At 60.0% G+C, this 16,886-nt stretch carries 12 protein-coding genes and 2 pseudogenes; 6 read left to right on the top strand and 8 right to left on the bottom strand.

Annotated features, from left to right (window positions below; all coding sequences use genetic code 11):
- Positions 1 to 222 precede the first annotated feature (222 nt).
- On the top strand, positions 223 to 432 hold the full coding sequence (locus ABIA90_RS26235) for a PRC-barrel domain-containing protein (RefSeq protein WP_135217292.1): 210 nt from the start codon (positions 223 to 225) through the stop codon (positions 430 to 432).
- Between the two features lie 386 nt (positions 433 to 818).
- On the opposite strand, the gene ABIA90_RS26230 is transcribed toward ABIA90_RS26235, so the two are convergent.
- The 4 genes from ABIA90_RS26230 to ABIA90_RS26215 all read right to left on the bottom strand — a co-directional run bounded on the left by ABIA90_RS26230 (position 819) and on the right by ABIA90_RS26215 (position 3,949).
- Positions 819 to 1,331, bottom strand: coding sequence for a phosphoribosylanthranilate isomerase (locus ABIA90_RS26230; RefSeq protein WP_354119612.1), 513 nt, complete (start codon positions 1,329 to 1,331; stop codon positions 819 to 821).
- A 258-nt stretch (positions 1,332 to 1,589) separates the two neighbouring features.
- Complete coding sequence (locus tag ABIA90_RS26225) at positions 1,590 to 2,102, bottom strand: phasin family protein (protein ID WP_354119613.1); 513 nt, start codon at positions 2,100 to 2,102, stop codon at positions 1,590 to 1,592.
- A gap of 233 nt (positions 2,103 to 2,335) precedes the next feature.
- Positions 2,336 to 3,526, bottom strand: a complete 1,191-nt coding sequence (locus tag ABIA90_RS26220) for an extracellular catalytic domain type 1 short-chain-length polyhydroxyalkanoate depolymerase (RefSeq protein WP_354119614.1) — start codon at positions 3,524 to 3,526, stop codon at positions 2,336 to 2,338.
- 3 nt (positions 3,527 to 3,529) lie between these two features.
- On the bottom strand, positions 3,530 to 3,949 hold the full coding sequence (locus ABIA90_RS26215; protein ID WP_354119615.1) for a ribbon-helix-helix domain-containing protein: 420 nt from the start codon (positions 3,947 to 3,949) through the stop codon (positions 3,530 to 3,532).
- Positions 3,950 to 4,214: 265 nt separating this feature from the next.
- Here ABIA90_RS26215 and ABIA90_RS26210 point away from each other — a divergent pair.
- Positions 4,215 to 4,301: pseudogene (locus tag ABIA90_RS26210) on the top strand (tyrosine-type recombinase/integrase); the annotation flags it as partial.
- An 87-nt stretch (positions 4,302 to 4,388) separates the two neighbouring features.
- On the opposite strand, the gene ABIA90_RS26205 reads toward ABIA90_RS26210, so the two are convergent.
- The gene (locus ABIA90_RS26205; protein WP_354119616.1) at positions 4,389 to 5,363 is read right to left on the bottom strand and encodes an ABC transporter substrate-binding protein; all 975 of its coding nucleotides are present in this window, start codon (positions 5,361 to 5,363) and stop codon (positions 4,389 to 4,391) included.
- A gap of 575 nt (positions 5,364 to 5,938) precedes the next feature.
- On the opposite strand from ABIA90_RS26205, the gene ABIA90_RS26200 reads away from it, so the two are divergent.
- From ABIA90_RS26200 to ABIA90_RS26190, 3 genes are all read left to right on the top strand, one after another.
- Positions 5,939 to 9,253 (top strand): adenylate/guanylate cyclase domain-containing protein, encoded by a 3,315-nt coding sequence (locus ABIA90_RS26200; RefSeq protein WP_354119617.1) that lies wholly within the window; start codon positions 5,939 to 5,941, stop codon positions 9,251 to 9,253.
- A 333-nt stretch (positions 9,254 to 9,586) separates the two neighbouring features.
- Complete coding sequence (locus ABIA90_RS26195; protein WP_354102785.1) at positions 9,587 to 11,029, top strand: DUF1254 domain-containing protein; 1,443 nt, start codon at positions 9,587 to 9,589, stop codon at positions 11,027 to 11,029.
- Positions 11,030 to 11,302: 273 nt separating this feature from the next.
- The gene (locus ABIA90_RS26190) at positions 11,303 to 12,049 is read left to right on the top strand and encodes a C13 family peptidase (protein WP_354119618.1); all 747 of its coding nucleotides are present in this window, start codon (positions 11,303 to 11,305) and stop codon (positions 12,047 to 12,049) included.
- A 1,058-nt stretch (positions 12,050 to 13,107) separates the two neighbouring features.
- On the opposite strand, the pseudogene ABIA90_RS26185 reads toward ABIA90_RS26190, so the two are convergent.
- Positions 13,108 to 13,779 (bottom strand): annotated as a pseudogene (locus ABIA90_RS26185) (transposase); the annotation flags it as partial.
- A 1,350-nt stretch (positions 13,780 to 15,129) separates the two neighbouring features.
- On the opposite strand from ABIA90_RS26185, the gene ABIA90_RS45625 reads away from it, so the two are divergent.
- On the top strand, positions 15,130 to 15,564 hold the full coding sequence (locus ABIA90_RS45625; protein WP_502916646.1) for a hypothetical protein: 435 nt from the start codon (positions 15,130 to 15,132) through the stop codon (positions 15,562 to 15,564).
- Between the two features lie 473 nt (positions 15,565 to 16,037).
- Here ABIA90_RS45625 and ABIA90_RS26180 read toward each other — a convergent pair whose 3' ends face one another.
- The gene (locus ABIA90_RS26180) at positions 16,038 to 16,292 is read right to left on the bottom strand and encodes a LuxR C-terminal-related transcriptional regulator (protein ID WP_354119619.1); all 255 of its coding nucleotides are present in this window, start codon (positions 16,290 to 16,292) and stop codon (positions 16,038 to 16,040) included.
- Between the two features lie 5 nt (positions 16,293 to 16,297).
- Entirely contained in the window at positions 16,298 to 16,690 is a 393-nt protein-coding gene (locus tag ABIA90_RS26175; RefSeq protein ID WP_354119620.1) for a response regulator transcription factor, read from the bottom strand.
- Positions 16,691 to 16,886: the final 196 nt, after the last annotated feature.

Genomic DNA, 16,886 nt, shown 5'->3' with positions numbered 1-16,886 from the left:
GGCTTTACAAAAACTGAGGCCGTCGCTCGCCGGTAGTAACACGGCGCATGTCGCGGATAGCCAAAGGTCGTGGCGAACGACCCGCTGTTCTTAATGCAAGCGCTCGCGCAGATAGCCAAAAGCGACGGTCTCTGGTTCGATTCAAAATCGCCAGCAGTGCCCGATCGGTTGCGCAACCCGCGCGGTTGAGCCGCAGTCGGTTCGGCCGAACATGGATGAACGATGCCGCCGGTGAAGCTTCGTGCATCGACGATCTTGAATGAGTACGGTAAGGCGCAATCCGAATTGATCGGCAAAACCGTCGTCCTTACCGACGGAAAGGCAGGCACGGTCGAGAACGTTTGGCTGGATGAATTGCACGGGCTTCGGATTTCAATCAAAGGTCATGACGGAAGATGGCCGGTCTCAACCATCAAGTTCGAGGAGAATTAGACCTTCGCACCCGCTGCGCATCACCCAATAGCGCGCTATTTCAGAACATTCCGATCAGGGAGGAAAAACCCGATCTCAATCAAGAACGTGGTGCTCATAACCGCGATCGTAAGGAACACGTCGCTCGCCGAAAGAGGGTTCATGAATGCCTCGCATCTTGCGAAGCCCCGGGAGTAAATCATTCAGGCTAGAAAATGTTTCAGTTCCAAACGCAGACGGTACGAGATGCGAGCGGGGCGGACATCCGAGGCGGCCTAAAGCAAGGCCCGCTTCGGGTCAATCGCGTCGTTTTGACCGTCGACCGGTCACTTCCGCTCTAGCCTTACAAGCAGACGATTTCTGAGCCGGTTCGAACTTCGCATTCGGGGCAAGAAGAGAAGTGCGATCTAGCCGCTCGTCGCAGCGCGATAGAAGGCTTCTACCTTGCCCAGGTCTTTTGAGTGAGTGCCCTCTCGATCCGTTCTTGTTTTCGAATCAACGCCGACAGGTCGCACCGACCGAATAGCTTCTTTGACATTGTCTGGTCCAAGGCCACCAGCAAGTATGACTGGGGTGCGAACACTCTCCACTATCGTTCGACTGATGCTCCAGTCGTGCGTCACGCCCTGCGCGCCGATTTGCACATCACCTGTGCGATGACTGTCGAGCAGGATCCAATCGACAACCCCATCATATGCTTGCGCCACACCTACTGCTTCAGGTCCCGTGACCGGTACGCTGCGCATGAATTTGGTCTTCGGCAGGGACTTTCGCAGCGCCACGACAAGATCAGGCGCAAGCAATTCGCTTGATGGGCCAAGATGAACAATGGGCGGATCAAGCTCTCTCGCAATCCGTTCGATTAGAGCGACATCCGCCGAAAGGAACAGCGCGGAAAGTACGGACGGCGCCCGCATCATCTTCACTCCGCCAAAAAGCCAGTCCTGGGATAGACGCGCGAATTGACCGGAGACGGTCGAGAGCGGCTTCAGTTGTGAATGGTGTCAACCTATGTTTGCGATGGCGGGTACCTCGGATCAGCGGCACCGAGCCCGCTAACGCTGATTCCGCTCCTTCGTTGTGAGCCGCGCTCCCCAGCCGGAAGCAAGCAACCGTGATCGGGGCGTGCGTGATCCGCATTTGCGTCCATCCTTTGCCGCGGCAGGTACGGCTTTCAGTTATCGTCCCGGCAGAGCCTTGAGCTCTCGGGGCTGCTTGATGCGCCAGAACGGATATGCCGCCAGTTCTTTCGAATGCTGCGCGAACATATCGACCCGTCTGCTTGTAAACTCCGTAATGACGCCGAAAAATTCAGTTGGTGACCTGATCGTCGCGAGTCTCAGGCCGAATTCAAAAGCAAATTGCGCGTTGGCCCCGGCTATCTCAAGAAGCTTCGCTTGATACGCCTGCATGTTTGCCGTCGCTAAAGCAAAGCCTTTCGTTGGATCGCTATCCGTCATTCTCTGACTGAGGCCATCTACTAAGGCATCCGCCCGAGGCTCAATGATAGGAACCTCTTGTTTAGGATCATCATGAAGCTCAGGAGGCGGTTCGATCGAGACTGCCGCAGCAGAGTGAAGTAAATTCTCTTTCGGGCTTCTGACAATGGCCTGCTTGTTCCGTTGGGCCCGCGCGGCCATTTTCTGATTGCGGGCGCGCTTTGGCGCTGTCGCCGGTTTGCGTTTGCTCATCTGACGCTCCAAGAAAATGGGGGTGCGACCACAACGGTCATTTCTGAAAGGACAACAGGCTTTGTGACGTGGCGTTCCAAGCCCGTGCATTGTTGGAGTCCCGCATGAACTGAGATCAATCGCACGTTCTGCGATGTCGACGATGATTTTGGGTAGCAACTCCAACCAACAGACGCCTAACTGGCGATCTTCCTGACCCGTGCTCAACGGCGTTAATCTGAGAACAAGCCAGACTACCCACCGAGCGAATGCTCGAGGAAGAAGCGCAGCATTTCCCTAGTCGCATTGGGCCCTTGCGGATCAGTGTAGGACCCGGCGGGGCTGCCTCCTGACCAAGCGTGTCCGGCGCCATCGATGTTCCAGTGTTCGGAAATCGCCCGACCGGCCCCGTCGATCAGGACGGTGCGAGTATAGGCATGGCCGTGGGGTACGCGTCCGCGAAGTACCTTCGTCATCGGCCTCGTTGCCCTGGCGGACTGCTCGATAATCTGATCGCCATTCTTTGGATGCACCGTAGTGTCGCGATCGCCATGGAAAACGATGGTCGGCACAGCAGTTTTGCCGTCCGCAATTGCCTTGGAGCCGCCTCCCTGTCGCATGGCGACGAACGCGGAGGGAAGATCGCTTGCGGCTCCACACGCGAGGCCTGAATGAATACCGACGGCCGCGTACAGGTCGCTATACGTTGCGCCCATGATGGCGGCGGCGGCCCCACCGGCCGACAGACCCGCGACGTATACGCGCTTCGGATCGATCGCATGGTCGCGCATGATCTGGCGGGTAATGCCGGCGATCATCGAGGGCTCGCCCCCGCCGCGGCGCTGGTCGCCCGTGCGAAACCAGTTCCAGCACTTCGAATGGTTGGCTCCGCTCGGCTGCTCAGGATAGACCACGAAGCAATTCTGCTCTTCCGCCAGGAAGTTCATCCGGGTACCGGCCGCGAAATCGTCCGGCGACTGGGTGCAGCCATGAAGCATGACGATCAGGGGAAGCCGTTGTCCCCGGCAGCGGCTTGGGATGAACAGCTTATAGGTCCGGCCTCCCGCGGCGTTACTGAAGGTACCGGCGATAAACCGTGTGCCCTCGGGCACGATGTCCGATGGCGACAGAGGAGCGCGCGTAATTGGACTTCGCAGGCCGAGCCCGGAAAAATCCCGCATGCCGTCGAGCGGTAAGGAGCGTCTGCGTCCCTGAGCAGAGCGGGCCGGCGCAATCTGCGGAGCTTCCCGCTCCTCGACAACGTCGGCCGTGGCGTCGATGGTAAGCGGATCGAGCCGCGGGTGCCGAGCCTGAGAGGCGCCGCGAGACTCCGGTCTTGGAGCGCTACCGCCCTGGAGCATGCGCTGCAGCAGCGCGGTGGCCTCGACAAGTTGGCCGGCACGCGTGAGGCGGGTTGCTTCGCGGACTATGTCTTGATCCAGCATCGTTCACCTCGTTCTGTCGGCGAGAGCGGCCTTGACCGCGGGAGTGGCGTGAAGGGCCCCCAGCACCGAGACCGACGCGATTGTGGCACGAGCCAACTCGGGAGTGACGTCCTGGGCGATGGTGGCTAAGCCCAAAACATTGATCTGCAGCATCTCGCCGGCGCGCCGCGCCGCTTCGAGATCCTCGCGAGTGTAGTTGCGCAGCCCGAGGTCCAGTTTCTTCCGGGCCGTGGACTGTCTGACGACCTCTACGTGTCGCTCGAGCTGGTTGCGGATTGCTGTCCGGATGAAATCGGTCCGGTTCGAATAGAACCCTTCCTGCACCATAAGATCGACATGACCGAGGTCGACATAGCCAAGGTTGATCGTGATCTTCTCGGTGTCGGGGGCCTTGGATCGCAGCTCGTGCACATTATCGGCCATAGCTAAACATCCATCTGACATCCCTTTGGATGGTCTATGGATGTTATCTAGGTGCTCCCGGGCGCCTTTCAAGGGATGGAGCCATCCAATGACCCAGGACGAGCTGCTCGCGCAGGCGGGCTGTCTCAGGTCGAGAGCGGTCGCCGCATCTTAGAGGGCCAGACAAATTCCTGGCGAAATTCGCCTCTCCGATCATCGCAAACCCAATGGCCAGCTCGTTCAAAGACTTCAAACGGAAACAGGTTCGTCGTGCTCCCACGCCGGGGGGCAAACCAAAATCGAGAGCATCGTCCGGTACCTGGGAATTGAAGTCGACGATGCACTCGCAATAGCAGAGCAGGTCGACGTCTGAACGAACTGCGCAGAGCGGACGTGTTCTGCCCCTCATTTGCAGCCGGCTTCGGGCCAGGAACGGACTCATGCACCGCGCAGCAATTATCTATTCGATCACCTCGTCGGCGCGGGCGAGCAGCGTCATTGGAATGTCGAGACCGAGCGCCTTAGCGGTCTTGAGGTTGATATTCAGGGTCACTTCCGTCGTCTGCTGGACGGGAAGCTCCGCCGGACGCGCCCCTTTGAGAATGCGATCAACATAGCCCGCGGCGCGTTGCCATAGTTTGAAAAGATTGGCCGAGTACGACATCAGCCCTCCTCTCTGAGCCGAATCGCGGAATGGATAGATCGTCGGTAAGCGCCGCACTGCGGTGAGCGCGATCAGCCGGGGAACGAGGGGTATCAGCGATGGATCGTCGGTGACGACGACGCCATCGAGGCCGCTCTCTCCCAGCGCGGCGAAGCTGTTCTCGATTTCCGCGAGCCGCACCGAGAGGGCTGTCAACTCGAGACCGAGCCCGGGTGCCGCGTTTTGCATGAGTTCGACTTGGTTGGCAGTCGTCGGATTGTCAGGATTCCACAACACGGCGACACGACGCATTTTCGGTGCCGCCTCCTTCAGCAGCTCCAGCCACTTGACGCCGTAATCGCCGGAGAGCTGCGACAGCCCAGTGATGTTGCCGCCTGGCCGGGCAAGGCTTGCCACAAGACCGGCTCTGACGGGATCTCCGCTCATGCAGACGATCGGCACGGTGGATGTTGCACGTTGCGCAGCCTGCGAAGTGGGTGTGCCTGGAGTCACGAGAACATCGACGTTGAGCGTGAGGAGTTCAGCGATCAGCGCAGGAGCGCGCTCCGGCTTTCCGTCGGCGCAGCGTTCTTCGAGCAGCAGATTGCGCCCCACTACATATCCAAGGTCTGCTAGTCCTTGACGGAATCCGGTCTGGTAGTACACGTCCGTCCCGCGAACGCCGCTCCAGACGTAGCCGACCCGCGGCACCGCTGGTTGCTGCGCGTGGGCTGCGAGGGGCAAGGCTACTACCGCAGCGCCGAGAAGAGTGACAAAATCGCGGCGTTTCATTAAGTCACCTCGCGGCGCGCTACCGCTAAAATATGCGCCGCAACTCGGAATTTTGAATGGGTTGAGCCGGTGAAATAACCGTCAGCCCGAGATGAGTCCAACGGAGTATCCGGGGGCATATTTCGTTGATCGTGAGCCTCCTAGGTAGAGGCTGCGCGGTCCCCGATGTCCGGGTTGGGTCAGAAGCACCAGCCTGGACCTTAGCCGACGACTTCCGGTCTAGCACCAGCTTCGGAAGTTCTCTCGCGGCGTGGAAAGTAGCGCGAAGGGCCAGAACCGGACGTCGCGCGATCCTCTCGCCGGCTCATCGATCCGCCCAATTAGCCGCCAGCATTTTGGTCTAGTTACGCAACAATGCTGGTTGCCGAAATCGGGTGTATACAGTTGTTCTCACCATACCGTGCGCCTCTTGGTAGCGAACATCCGTACTGACGCACCACCTCGGCAAAATAGTCGAAGGCCGACGCGGGCGAATTACTGCAAGCATGACGTGCTATCCCGGAAACATTGGGATAACGTTTCTTTGCCGTGAGTCTAAAGTTGGACCAGCCGCCAACCCGATGTCGGTGGAGCCAATGCAGCAGATTGCGGAGTGGCTCGAGAAGCTTGGCTTGGAGCAATACGCGCAGCGCTTTGCCGAGAACGATATTGATCCTGGCGTTCTGCGCGATCTGACTGACCACGACCTCGAAAAAATTGGTGTCTCGCTCGGCCATCGCAGGAAGCTATTGCGCGCGATTGCAGAGTTCGATGAGGCCGGACCGAGATCCGCGCCTGCTCCTCGGACCGCGGCCGAGAGACGGCAGCTCACGGTGATGTTTGCTGATCTTGTTGGCTCGACAGCGCTCTCGACAAGGCTCGACCCTGAAGACTTGCGGGAAATCATTAGCGCCTATCATGGCTGCTGTGCGGGGCAAATCGCGAAATTTGGTGGGTTCGTTGCCAGGTACATGGGCGATGGCGTGCTCGCATATTTCGGCTATCCGCGGGCGGATGAAGACGATGCTGAGCGCGCGATATGCGCCGGGCTGGCTTTGGTCGCGGCCGTGGCAGGACTCGATGCCGGCCCGGAGGCAAGATTGCGAGTGCGAGTTGGCATCGCAACTGGCTTGGTGGTCATCGGGGAGGGCGCGTCGCAGGAGCACGAGGTCGTCGGAGAGACTCCGAACCTAGCTTCGCGACTTCAGGCGCTGGCCGAGCCGGATACGGTAGTCATCGACGGCAGCACCCGCCGCCTCGTCGGTGGGCTCTTCGAATATCTCGCTCTCGGGAGCGTGTTCATCGCAGGTTTCAGCGCCCTGGTGCCGGCCTGGCGAGTCATCGGTGCGAGCGCGATCGATAGCCGATTCGAGGCCTTGCGCGTAGCCAGGACGCCCCTGCTCGGCCGCGACGAGGAGATCGAGCTGTTGATGCGCCGCTGGCAGCAGATAAAGCGCGGCGATGGCTCGGTCGTGCTGATATCGGGTGAACCCGGCATCGGCAAATCGCGCCTCGCCGAGACCATGGTGGAGCGGCTGAGCGATGATCCACACATCCGCTTGCGGCGTTTCTGCTCGCCGCACCATCAGGACAGCGCGCTTTTCCCGACCATCTCACAGCTCGAGCGGGCAGCGGGATTCCGGCGTGACGATACGGACCAGCAACGGTTAGACAAGCTCGAGGCGTTGCTCGGGGAGGCAAGCGCGGACCTCGGCGAGGCGGTGCCGCTGATCGCGGACCTGCTGTCCGTGCCGATCGGCAATCGCTATCCACCGCTCAGCCTCACTCCGCAGAAGCGCAAGGAGAAGACGCTTCGGGCCCTCCTGGCCCAGCTCGAGGGACTGGCGGCGCGCCAGCCCGTGCTGATGGTGTTCGAGGATGTGCACTGGATCGACCCTACTTCGCTCGACCTGTTGAACCTTATCGTCGACCAAGTGGCCACCCTCCCGGTCTTGTTGATCATCACTTTCCGGCCAGAATTCGCGCCGCCCTGGATCGGACGCTCGCACGCAACATCGATCAGCCTCAGTCGTCTGTCGCGTCGACAGCGCGCCGAGATGATCATGCGGGTGACCGGCGGCAAGGCGTTGCCCCGGGAGATCGCCGAACATATCATCGATCGGACCGATGGCGTACCGCTGTTCATCGAGGAATTGACCAAGACGGTGATCGAAAGCGGCATGCTAACCGACGCTGGCGACCGCTTTGATGCGAGGGGGCCCGTGCCTCGGCTTGCCATCCCTACCTCGCTCCAAGCCTCGCTCCTGGCACGGCTTGATCGCCTGGCACCCGTGCGTGAGACCGCTCAGATCGGAGCGGCCCTCGGGCGGTCGTTCTCGCATGAGCTGATCAGCGCCGTCGCGGCCATGCCGCAGCACCAGCTGGACGGGGCCTTGGACCAGCTCGTATGCGCCGAATTGGTCTTCCAGCGGGGCACCCCGCCAGATGCAGAATACACCTTCAAGCACGCGCTGGTGCAGGACGCAGCCTATAGCACCATGTTGCGTGGTCGACGCCAGCAGATCCATGCCCGCATTGCGGTGTCGCTGGAGAGCCAATTCCCCGAAATTGTCGCTGCTCAGCCGCAATTGATGGCCCACCATTGTGCCGAGGCCGGTTTCAACGAGAAGGCGGTCAGCTACCGGCTCAAGTCCGGCCAGCAGGCGGTCGCGCGATCGGCGATGACGGAAGCAGTGTCGCAGTTGCAAAAGGGCCTGGAATTACTGGCGAACATGCCCGAGGAGTGCCGACCCGTACAGCACGAGTTCGACCTGCAAATCGCCCTCGGGCGGGCCCTGATGGCAACTAGTGGTTATTCGGCGCCGGTGGTGGCCGACCCCCTCATCAGGGCGCGAGCGCTCGCTGAGCGGTTCGATCGACCGGATCGTCTCGCTCCGCTGCTCTACTTCCAATGGGGTTTCCATATGGTTCGTGCCGAGCACGAGCTGGCGGTGTCCCTTGCCGAGCAGATGGAGAAATTGGGCCAGACGAGAGAAGATCAAACCACTCTGTTACTGGGTCACTATATCCATGGCGCCAGTTGCTACTTTCGCGGGGAGCTTGTGACAGCGCGCGCCCTTCTCGAGCTGTGTGACGGCTTGAGAGATCCGGCCGCTCGCGCGATTTGTGCTGCCATAGCGGTGGCCGATCCGCACGCGTCGAGCTTGGGTCACCTGGCGTTGACATTGGCGCTTCTGGGCCACCTTGATCAGGGACGCGCGCGCGTGAACGAGGCGCTGTCGGAAGCCCGCCGGCTCGACCATCCGTTCACGGTGGCCTTTGTGTTGAGCAAGGTGTGTGCGGTCGAGGCGGCCGCCGGCTTGCCGCGTGACGCATGGCGGCACGCGGAGGAGCTGGAGGCTCTCTCGAACGAGCACGGATTTCCGCTCTGGTTGGGCTTAGGACTTCTTCAGCATGGTCGGTCATTAACAGCACTTGGCCAGGCTCAGGATAGCCTTGCGGTGCTGGCGAGCGGGCTCTCGGCGCTTCGTTCTGCCGGAGCCGTCGTGCACACGCCGCTCGCGCTCTGCTTTCTCGCCGAGGCCCACACCAAGGTCGGGCATCTGCAGGAGGCCCAGAATTGCCTCGTCGAGGCTGCGCAGCTCATCCAGACGACCGACGAGCGATCCAGTGAGGTCGAGCTGCATCGACTTCGAGGCGATCTGATGAATGCGCGAGGCGACCAAGCTGCTGCGGAGCAAAATTACCGGCAAGCGCTCGCTGTGGCGGAGCGCCAGAGCGCGAAGACATATGGGCTGCGCGCTGCCACCAGCCTCGCCCGCCTGTCGCGCGACCAAGGCAAGCGCACGGAAGCTCACGACCTCCTCGCGCTGGTGTATGGCCGGTTCACCGAAGGCTTCCACACGCCGGTCCTGCGGGATGCAAAGGCGCTGCTCGACCAGCTGACCTGATGCACTTCACCCTTTACGTGGTGGGTTAGCTGCTCGTCGCCGCCGGCGCGCCGAGTGTGAGGATGGGATGCGATTGCCACCGACCCATGCCGTCGAAATGTCGGCATCGGGTCAAAATGCGAAGAACTCAGAGTGAGCAAGCCCGGTCTGCTATGCCCCAATAAGCGGACATCAATGAGACCTCTCGGCACTTCGCCAATGGGCCAAAGGCGGACATCCAGGCGGATCTGGATTAACCGTTTTTGCATAGCCAACCATCGCACAGGGCGCTATCAATTTCCTGCTACCCAAACGCGCATGATCACAAGCTGTGAACCGGAAGGAATTGTTCTGATGTTTACGAAACGCGATCTGTTTCGCTCTGGTGCAATGACCGCGCTCGCCGTCGTGGTGGCGAAGTCCACCCCGGCAATTGCGCAGAACAACGCCAATTGGCCCAGGCTGTTAGAGGCCAAGGACATCGCTGAAGAAGGCTTCATCTACGGCTTGCCGCTCGTGATGAATTATGCAGTCATGCAAGAATATGCCGTGGACAAGAACTCGGGGCAGTTCAAAGCGCCGTTCAACGAAATCTACAACATGCACCACGTCGCCACGCCAGAGGATACGGCAATCATCACGCCGAACAGCGACACCCCTTACTCGATACTCTGGCTGGATTTACGCGCCGAACCAATGGTCATCTCGGTGCCGGCGACCGAAAAGGACCGCTACTACTCGGTCCAGCTCATCGACGGCAACACCTACAACTTCGGCTACATCGGCACGCGCGCCACGGGGACCGAGCCCGGCGACTATCTGGTGGTTGGCCCCGACTGGAAAGGCGGAACGCCCAGCGGAATCAAGCAGGTCTTCCGATCGACGACGCCGTTCACGTTCGCAGCTTTCCGCACCCAGCTCTTCAACCCTGGCGACATGCCGAACGTCGAGAAAGTTCAGGCCGGTTACAAGGCCCAACCGCTTTCCGCCTTCCTCAAACAGCCCGCCCCGCCCGCCGCGCCGAAGATTGATTTCGTTCCCGCCACCACGGCTGGGATCAAGGATAACTTCTTCCAATATCTTGACGCAGCCCTGCAATTCGTCCCCGAGACGCCGAGGGACAAAGCTGTCCGTGCGAAACTTGCGAGAATTGGCATCGGTCCCGGCAAGACCTTCGCGTTCAAGGATCTATCGCTCGAACACAAGGCCGAAATCCTGGTGGGCATGAAGCAGGGTGACGACAAGGTCGACAAATGGCTGGCCAGCGGAAACAAAAACATCAACGGCTGGAATGTCGGCTCGTTCTTTGGCGACGAGGCCTTCTTCAACGGCGATTGGGCGATGCGGGCCGGCGCCGCCAAGGGCGGTCTCTATGGCAACGATGCCGTAGAAGCGATGTACCCATATACCCGGAAGGACGCGACCGGTGAGCTGCTCGACGGCAGCAAGCACAAGTACACCATCACCTTCGCGCCCGGCCAGTTGCCGCCAGTGAATGCGTTTTGGTCCGTCACGATGTACGACGGCAAGAGCCAGTTTTTGGTCAAGAACCCGATCAATCGCTATCTCATCAATTCTCCGATGTTGCCGGCGATGAAAAAGGACGCAGACGGCTCGCTGACGCTGTACATCCAAAAAGACAGCCCCGGTGCGGACAAGGAAGCAAACTGGCTTCCGGCGCCGGATGACAAAATCTATCTCGTGATGCGCCTATACTGGCCGAAGCCTACGCCACCTTCGATCTTGCCGGCGGGCGAAGGGACATGGCGTCCACCCGGCGTGAAAAAGCTCTCATAGAAGACGCAGATCTCGACGCCTCCCGTCACGGAGGCGTTGCGATCGCCGGTTCTCGTGCTGTCCGCTGTGGGTCAGGAGCGTCGCTGTGGCCGTGCGCCGGTCACTTCCGATCTACCCCCGACTCCAGACGTGGCGCTGCGATGCGATAACTGACGCGAAGGGCCATATCCGGACCAATACCCGTGCCGTTTCGAAGGATGAAAATTTACTGGCTTTCGGCTATTTTGCGTTGAGCCGCAGTTCTGTGGCGGCGATCTCGAATCGAGGTTCGCCATGACCTCCAGGTCCTCGATCAGGCAGCTCGTCGCGCCGCTCGTCGCTTTTTTTCTGACCATCTGGCCGTTGGTTTCGCCGGTACATGCTGTTGAGGACGCCGGAAAGGTTGGCGTGGTGTCCTTTGGCCTGTTCGGCGATCAAGGCGTGTTTAGATCCGAGGCGACCGGCGCAGCTCAGGTCGTAGCCGGCCGTTTCGAGACTGGCCCGATCAACGTGGAGTACAATTCCAAGAAAGGCGGAAATGCAACGATCGAAGCTCTGACCAGGTCGTTGCAGGCGGCAGCCAACCGCTTGGATACCGAGAAGGATGTTCTCTTTTTGATTCTCACCTCGCATGGCTCTCCTGACGGCCTTGCAATCAAGGCGGGGCGGCTCACAGAAACGCTCACGCCATCTCGTCTCGGCGACATACTCGCGAAAACAGGTGTGCGGCACAAGGTGGTGGTCATCTCGGCTTGTTATTCGGGGGTTTTTATCCCGCGTCTGGCGAATCCCGACGTGCTGGTCATCACCGCGGCCGATGCCAACCATCCGTCGTTCGGCTGTCAGGACAAGGCCAAGTGGACCTATTTCGGCGACGCTTTTTTCAATGTCGCGCTCCGGAAAGCGGTCAGCCTGAAGGATGCGTTTCTCGATGCGCGCTCACTCGTCCGGAAGCGAGAATTGCGGGAGCATTTCGAGCCGTCGAATCCCCTCATGGCAGGCGGCGCAGACGTGCTGCCATTGCTTGTCGCACGCCCTTGAACAACCGGCCGCGAGCGCAGAGGCTATTGCTCGCGGGCGCATCGCCGTTTCCGGTCTACCCCGATAAGCAGACTGTTTGGCGGGCCGCTTAGACTTCGCATTCGGGCCAGGGCCTGACATGCAGGTCCATGCTGCATGTGCGCAGATGGCTCAACCAAAAGTGGTTATGTCTCGATCTCGCTCATGAAGATGAATGGAGCTCGATGAGATGTTTCGCATTTTATGGCACAGGTAACCCTTGCGCGCCGGTTTCGCCGAGCGCACTCTTGCGGAGCGTTTTCACAAGAACTGCGGAGGGTGCGACCATGCCACGGGTCAAGCAAGCTTCGAAGCAGAAACGCACAGCCAAAGCCACCACCGTGAAGGCGCTAGGTGCCGCCGGACTGGGTCTTTCGCTGGCGGGTAGTGCATCCGCATCCACGATGCCCGCTGCCGATATCCCTCAATCCAATACCTCGCCAAATCAGCGCTTCTTTCTTGGCGAAGAGGAAATGGCCGACGTCAGTCTGGCCACGTTCCATCTTTTCGATAGAGAAAACTTTGGCAGCGGCGTGCAGCTAGCGCGCGGGTGCGGTGGTTGCGGGTGCGGCCATGGTGGCGGCGGGTGCGGCGGCGGCCGAGGTTGCGGTGGTGGTGGGTTTGTTGGCGGCCGAGGTTGCGGTGGCGGCGGGTTTGTTGGAGGCCGAGGTTGCGGTGGTGGCGGGTTTGTTGGCGTCCGTGGTTGCGGTGGTGGTGGGTTTGTTGGCGTTCGTGGTTGCGGTGGCTTCCGTGGTTGCCGTGGCTTCCGTGGTTGCGGTTGCGGCGGCTGCGGGTTCAGCATCGGGTTCTATGACGACATCGGGTTCGATGACTGGGGGTATGGTGGCTGGGGTTTCGGTGGTTGCGCGGGTTGCTGCGGATCCTGGGGAGCGTGCCGCTTGTGCTAAGTCCCACCAAGGACTCTGCTAAGCTGCGATCAGCCTCTCGCTGGTTGCGAGTTTAAGGTCGCCTTCGGGTCTTGGCCGTGTAAATACGGTTTCACGGGACGTCGGTTCTGAGAGTTAGGTGCCGAGAACGTCTTAGGCCGCGATCGCAGCGATTAGCCGCTTGGTTCCGATGATGTTCATGACCCGTGTCAGATTGTAGGCCATGAGGAAGTGCGTCGCTCCCATGCGGGCCTTCATCGTGCCGAACGGATGCTCGACTGTCTCGCGACGCTGACGCATGGCTTGTGGGTTCGCATCAAGGCGTTGTGGCACCGCGTCGAGCAGATGCTCATACACCCATCGCGTAATCCGCCGCTCCGGTCCTGTCGTGCATTGGGATTTGAGTGTGCAATTTGAACAGGCCGTGGTCCAGTAGCGCCGCAGCATCTTGCCGTCCTCTTCGTTCGTATAGCGATATGGCAGCCGCTCCCCAGCTGGACAGCGATAGACGTCCTCCTCCGGCTGATAAGCGAAGTCCTGCTTACCGAAGCGCCCTTCCGATTTGGCACCCGACGTCATCGGCTTGGGCAGAGTCACCGTGACGCCGGCCTCGTGGCACGCGAGGATTTCTGAGCTGCTGAAGTAGCCGCGATCGGCTACGGCCTCGAGCGTCTCGGTCCGGAGCACGGCCTTGGCCTGCTTGGCCATATTAGCAAGTTGTGCTCGATCCGAGCCGCGGTTCGTCACCTCGTGCGTCACAATCAGATGATGCTTGGTATCGACGGCGACAGGCCGAGATCTCGCCACGTGACGGCTACATGCCGTAGCTTGCTCTTCCTGGTGCGGCTCCGAGACCCATCAATTCCCGATAGCGCAACAGCACGGCTTCGCGTAGCGCACGGCTTGAGCTCAATACGGAGCCAACTCCTAAGACGATCAGCAGCAAGCGCAACCAGGTCACCGCCCAGCCCCTCCCCTCATCGCCGGCCCCCCTAGGGCGCATGCCCACCGGCAGAACCGGGGGCATCGAGGCGGCAGCGGCGTCACTCGCAGCCGCAAGAAGCTTCTCTACGTCAACTTGGGACGGCACGGAGAACTCCGACGTGAGTTGGTTGGTACGCCGATGCAGGTCGGGTACCGCTGGTATCGGGGCCGTCGTGCTCGTTCCAAGTTCGGAATCAGCATCAGCTACTTTGAATTCAGGTTCAGGGGGCTGAGACTGCTCGGCCGGTCTGGGCCGCAGCAACTCTGCGCGCGCATCAACGACCGGGCTCCGCTTACGACTAGCCACGGGATCTTTGGCTATGCGAGAACGAACGGGCTTCTTCACCGTCGCAATGCCCTCGGCCAGGAACCAACATTTGCGGCGACCATCGACTCGATAGACCCAATGCTGGCCATCGGGGGCCGAGTCGCCGGGGCGCGCCAAGCATTCCGCTTGCGCCGGATAGGTCGGAGCACGTGCCCGCGGAGCGATATTGAACGAGTCGTCAAGAGAGTTGGAGGACGCGGGCGTCGTTGAAAGAATTCCAGCGAGAGCAAAACCAGCGAAGCAAAATCTCAAATAACCGGACATCGAAAACTCCCGGTGTGTCGCCCCCACCCCTTCGACCCTTCGCGCCGACATGGGCGGCCATACGGCTCAAACTGGCGGCGCAAGGGATTCATTATGTTCGTGACTAGCCCCGGTCCGAAGCAGCCGCAGCTGCAAAGTGCAGCAGGCGGCATCACTCGGACCGTGGCTTACAAACGTGGATGAGCCGAGGATTTGGCCGATCAATTGCCATATCCTTTTGCACGTGCGGAAGAATGCGGCCGGAGTGCGAAGGAGTGGATATCCGCAAACGTCAAGGGATTGGTCCGCAGATGCTGATACCGCACTCACTGTTCGTATGGTGCGTCGCAGAGCACGCATTCAGAGTGTGATGATCAGAGTTGAATTGGACCACGATTCAATGTTGGTTACTGCCGTTGTGGCATCAGCAGAAGTGCGCCTACCCTCGCGGGCCTGCTCGGTCCGGTTCGACCTGAGCCGCGAGTCAGCTAGTTTGATAAGGTTCGCGCTTGAACTCTCCCGCGCCGTCATTACTGTGAAGGGATTGCCAAATGCCTTTCCCGCCGCGCGGATGAGGTCGATGAACAGCTTCGCTGGCGGATCAAACCAATCGGTCCACCATGTCCTCTGGCTCCAGCGCCAGTATCGCCAAGAAAGCTCGCGCGAAGGCTGAGGTGGATTTTGCCACTTGGCTCATGATGGCCAAGCTCGGTGGTTTCGATGACCTGCCGTCAAACGCCCAAGGCTTTCTGACTAATTATCGAACCCGACTCGAGACAATGAGCGAGGTCGAGTCCACGGCCATGGCCGTTCGCGAGGTGTACAGCGTATATTACACAGAGATGGGAGGCGTCGGCGCAGCGCCGGAACCAAGGGCTCGGACGCCAACGATGGAGCGCGAAGTCGTACAGTCTCAGAGGCAGCCTAGAACTCCACGCGGTCAATCGGCTGCGCGCCATTCGACGGCACCAATGCCCCGGAAATTCCTCCCGGCACTGCTGATTTTCGCGGGCGTGATGGCACTGATTGTCGCATTCAGATTTCTCGCTCAGTAAGACCGCCCGGGGCTTGTGTGCGACGTCAGCTGATAACGACCAATAGCGGACATCGTAGATTTTGCATTTGTGCTACTGCCGGATTCATGCATCGCAGCAAAGCTTGTCGTGTTTTGTTCACCTCGTCTCACGTCTTCTTGCTGACTCCAAATGTTCGCCGCCGTTTTACGTTGCTGGTTGCCCTGCCCAACGAACAGCGGTTGGCCACACCGAAAATCAGTCCAAAGATTCTAAGATTGTTGGGCACCTGATCCGGCGCGCGCGTCGGCGGCGGCTAGTTGGCGTCCATGGATGACAGGAAGTGGATCGCCATCATGGTCTCGTCGATGCTGCTGGTTGGCGCGGCTGCAGTGCTGGTGTCACACGGCCCGAGCTGCTCGGCGCGCTGAGGTGAAGAGCCGGTTCGCGCGCGGCATGGTCGTCATGCTGGCTGGCTCGCCCTGCTCGTGCTGCTCGGCGCCCTGGTGACGGGCCTACTTGCTATTCTGATAGCTGGTCTGGCCCGCCGCCCGATGTAAGAACGCCGGCCCGTTCCGAAAGAGAAACAAGTTCCGCCAACGACCGTACCTGCATTTTCGTACATTAGAGCGATGGGCCTTGATCGTGCGCTCGGTCGTGCCCAGAGCGCTGGCGATCTGCTTGTTGATTTTGCCGCGAATGACCAGTTCAAAGACTTGCCGCTCGCGTGGGCTCAAGGTCGCAAGATGAGAAAGAAAGGCTTCGCGCATGCTCTTCAGGGACGCGCCGCGTCGTGTTGCGCTAAGGCTCGTACGACCGCTTGAAGAAGCTGGTCCGAAGATATCGGCTTGATCAGAAAATCTTGCGCACCTGCCTTGACGGTCCGCACCGTAACTGGAAAATCAGGATAACCAGTCAGGAATATAATGGGCAGCGTTAAGCCAAGTTCGATTAGGCGCTCTTGCAGCTCTGGACCGCTCATTCCCGGCAACCGCACGTCAAGAAGAATGCAACTCGGCACCGCGTTGGTCGGCAAGTGATCCAGTAGGTGTTGAGCCGAAGGATAGGTCGAAACCTCGTAACCGAATTCCTTTAGGCGATCTCCTATCGTTTTGCAGAAGGTCGCATTGTCATCGACAATATGCACGAACCTCGGACCGAGCTTCACCTCCACTGCTTCCGACCTCTGGCTTTAGGGAAAAAGTTGCACGCGCCACCATAAGTGTTGGTTCAATACAACGTTAGCGGGAGCTCGCCAAGAGCTTGAAATCACACCTCCATTAAAAGAGACCCCAGCCCAAATGGGGCGATGAGCTACCAGCACCGCGCACATATCACGGCCGCGCAGGCGGCCAGTGGGACAC

The organism is Bradyrhizobium sp. LA6.8, assembly GCF_040547935.1.
In the GTDB taxonomy this organism is placed as follows: Bacteria; Pseudomonadota; Alphaproteobacteria; order Rhizobiales; family Xanthobacteraceae; genus Bradyrhizobium; species Bradyrhizobium barranii.
The sequence above is the reverse complement of the archived record's forward strand: the minus strand, read 5'-3'. Positions and strand labels throughout refer to the sequence as shown.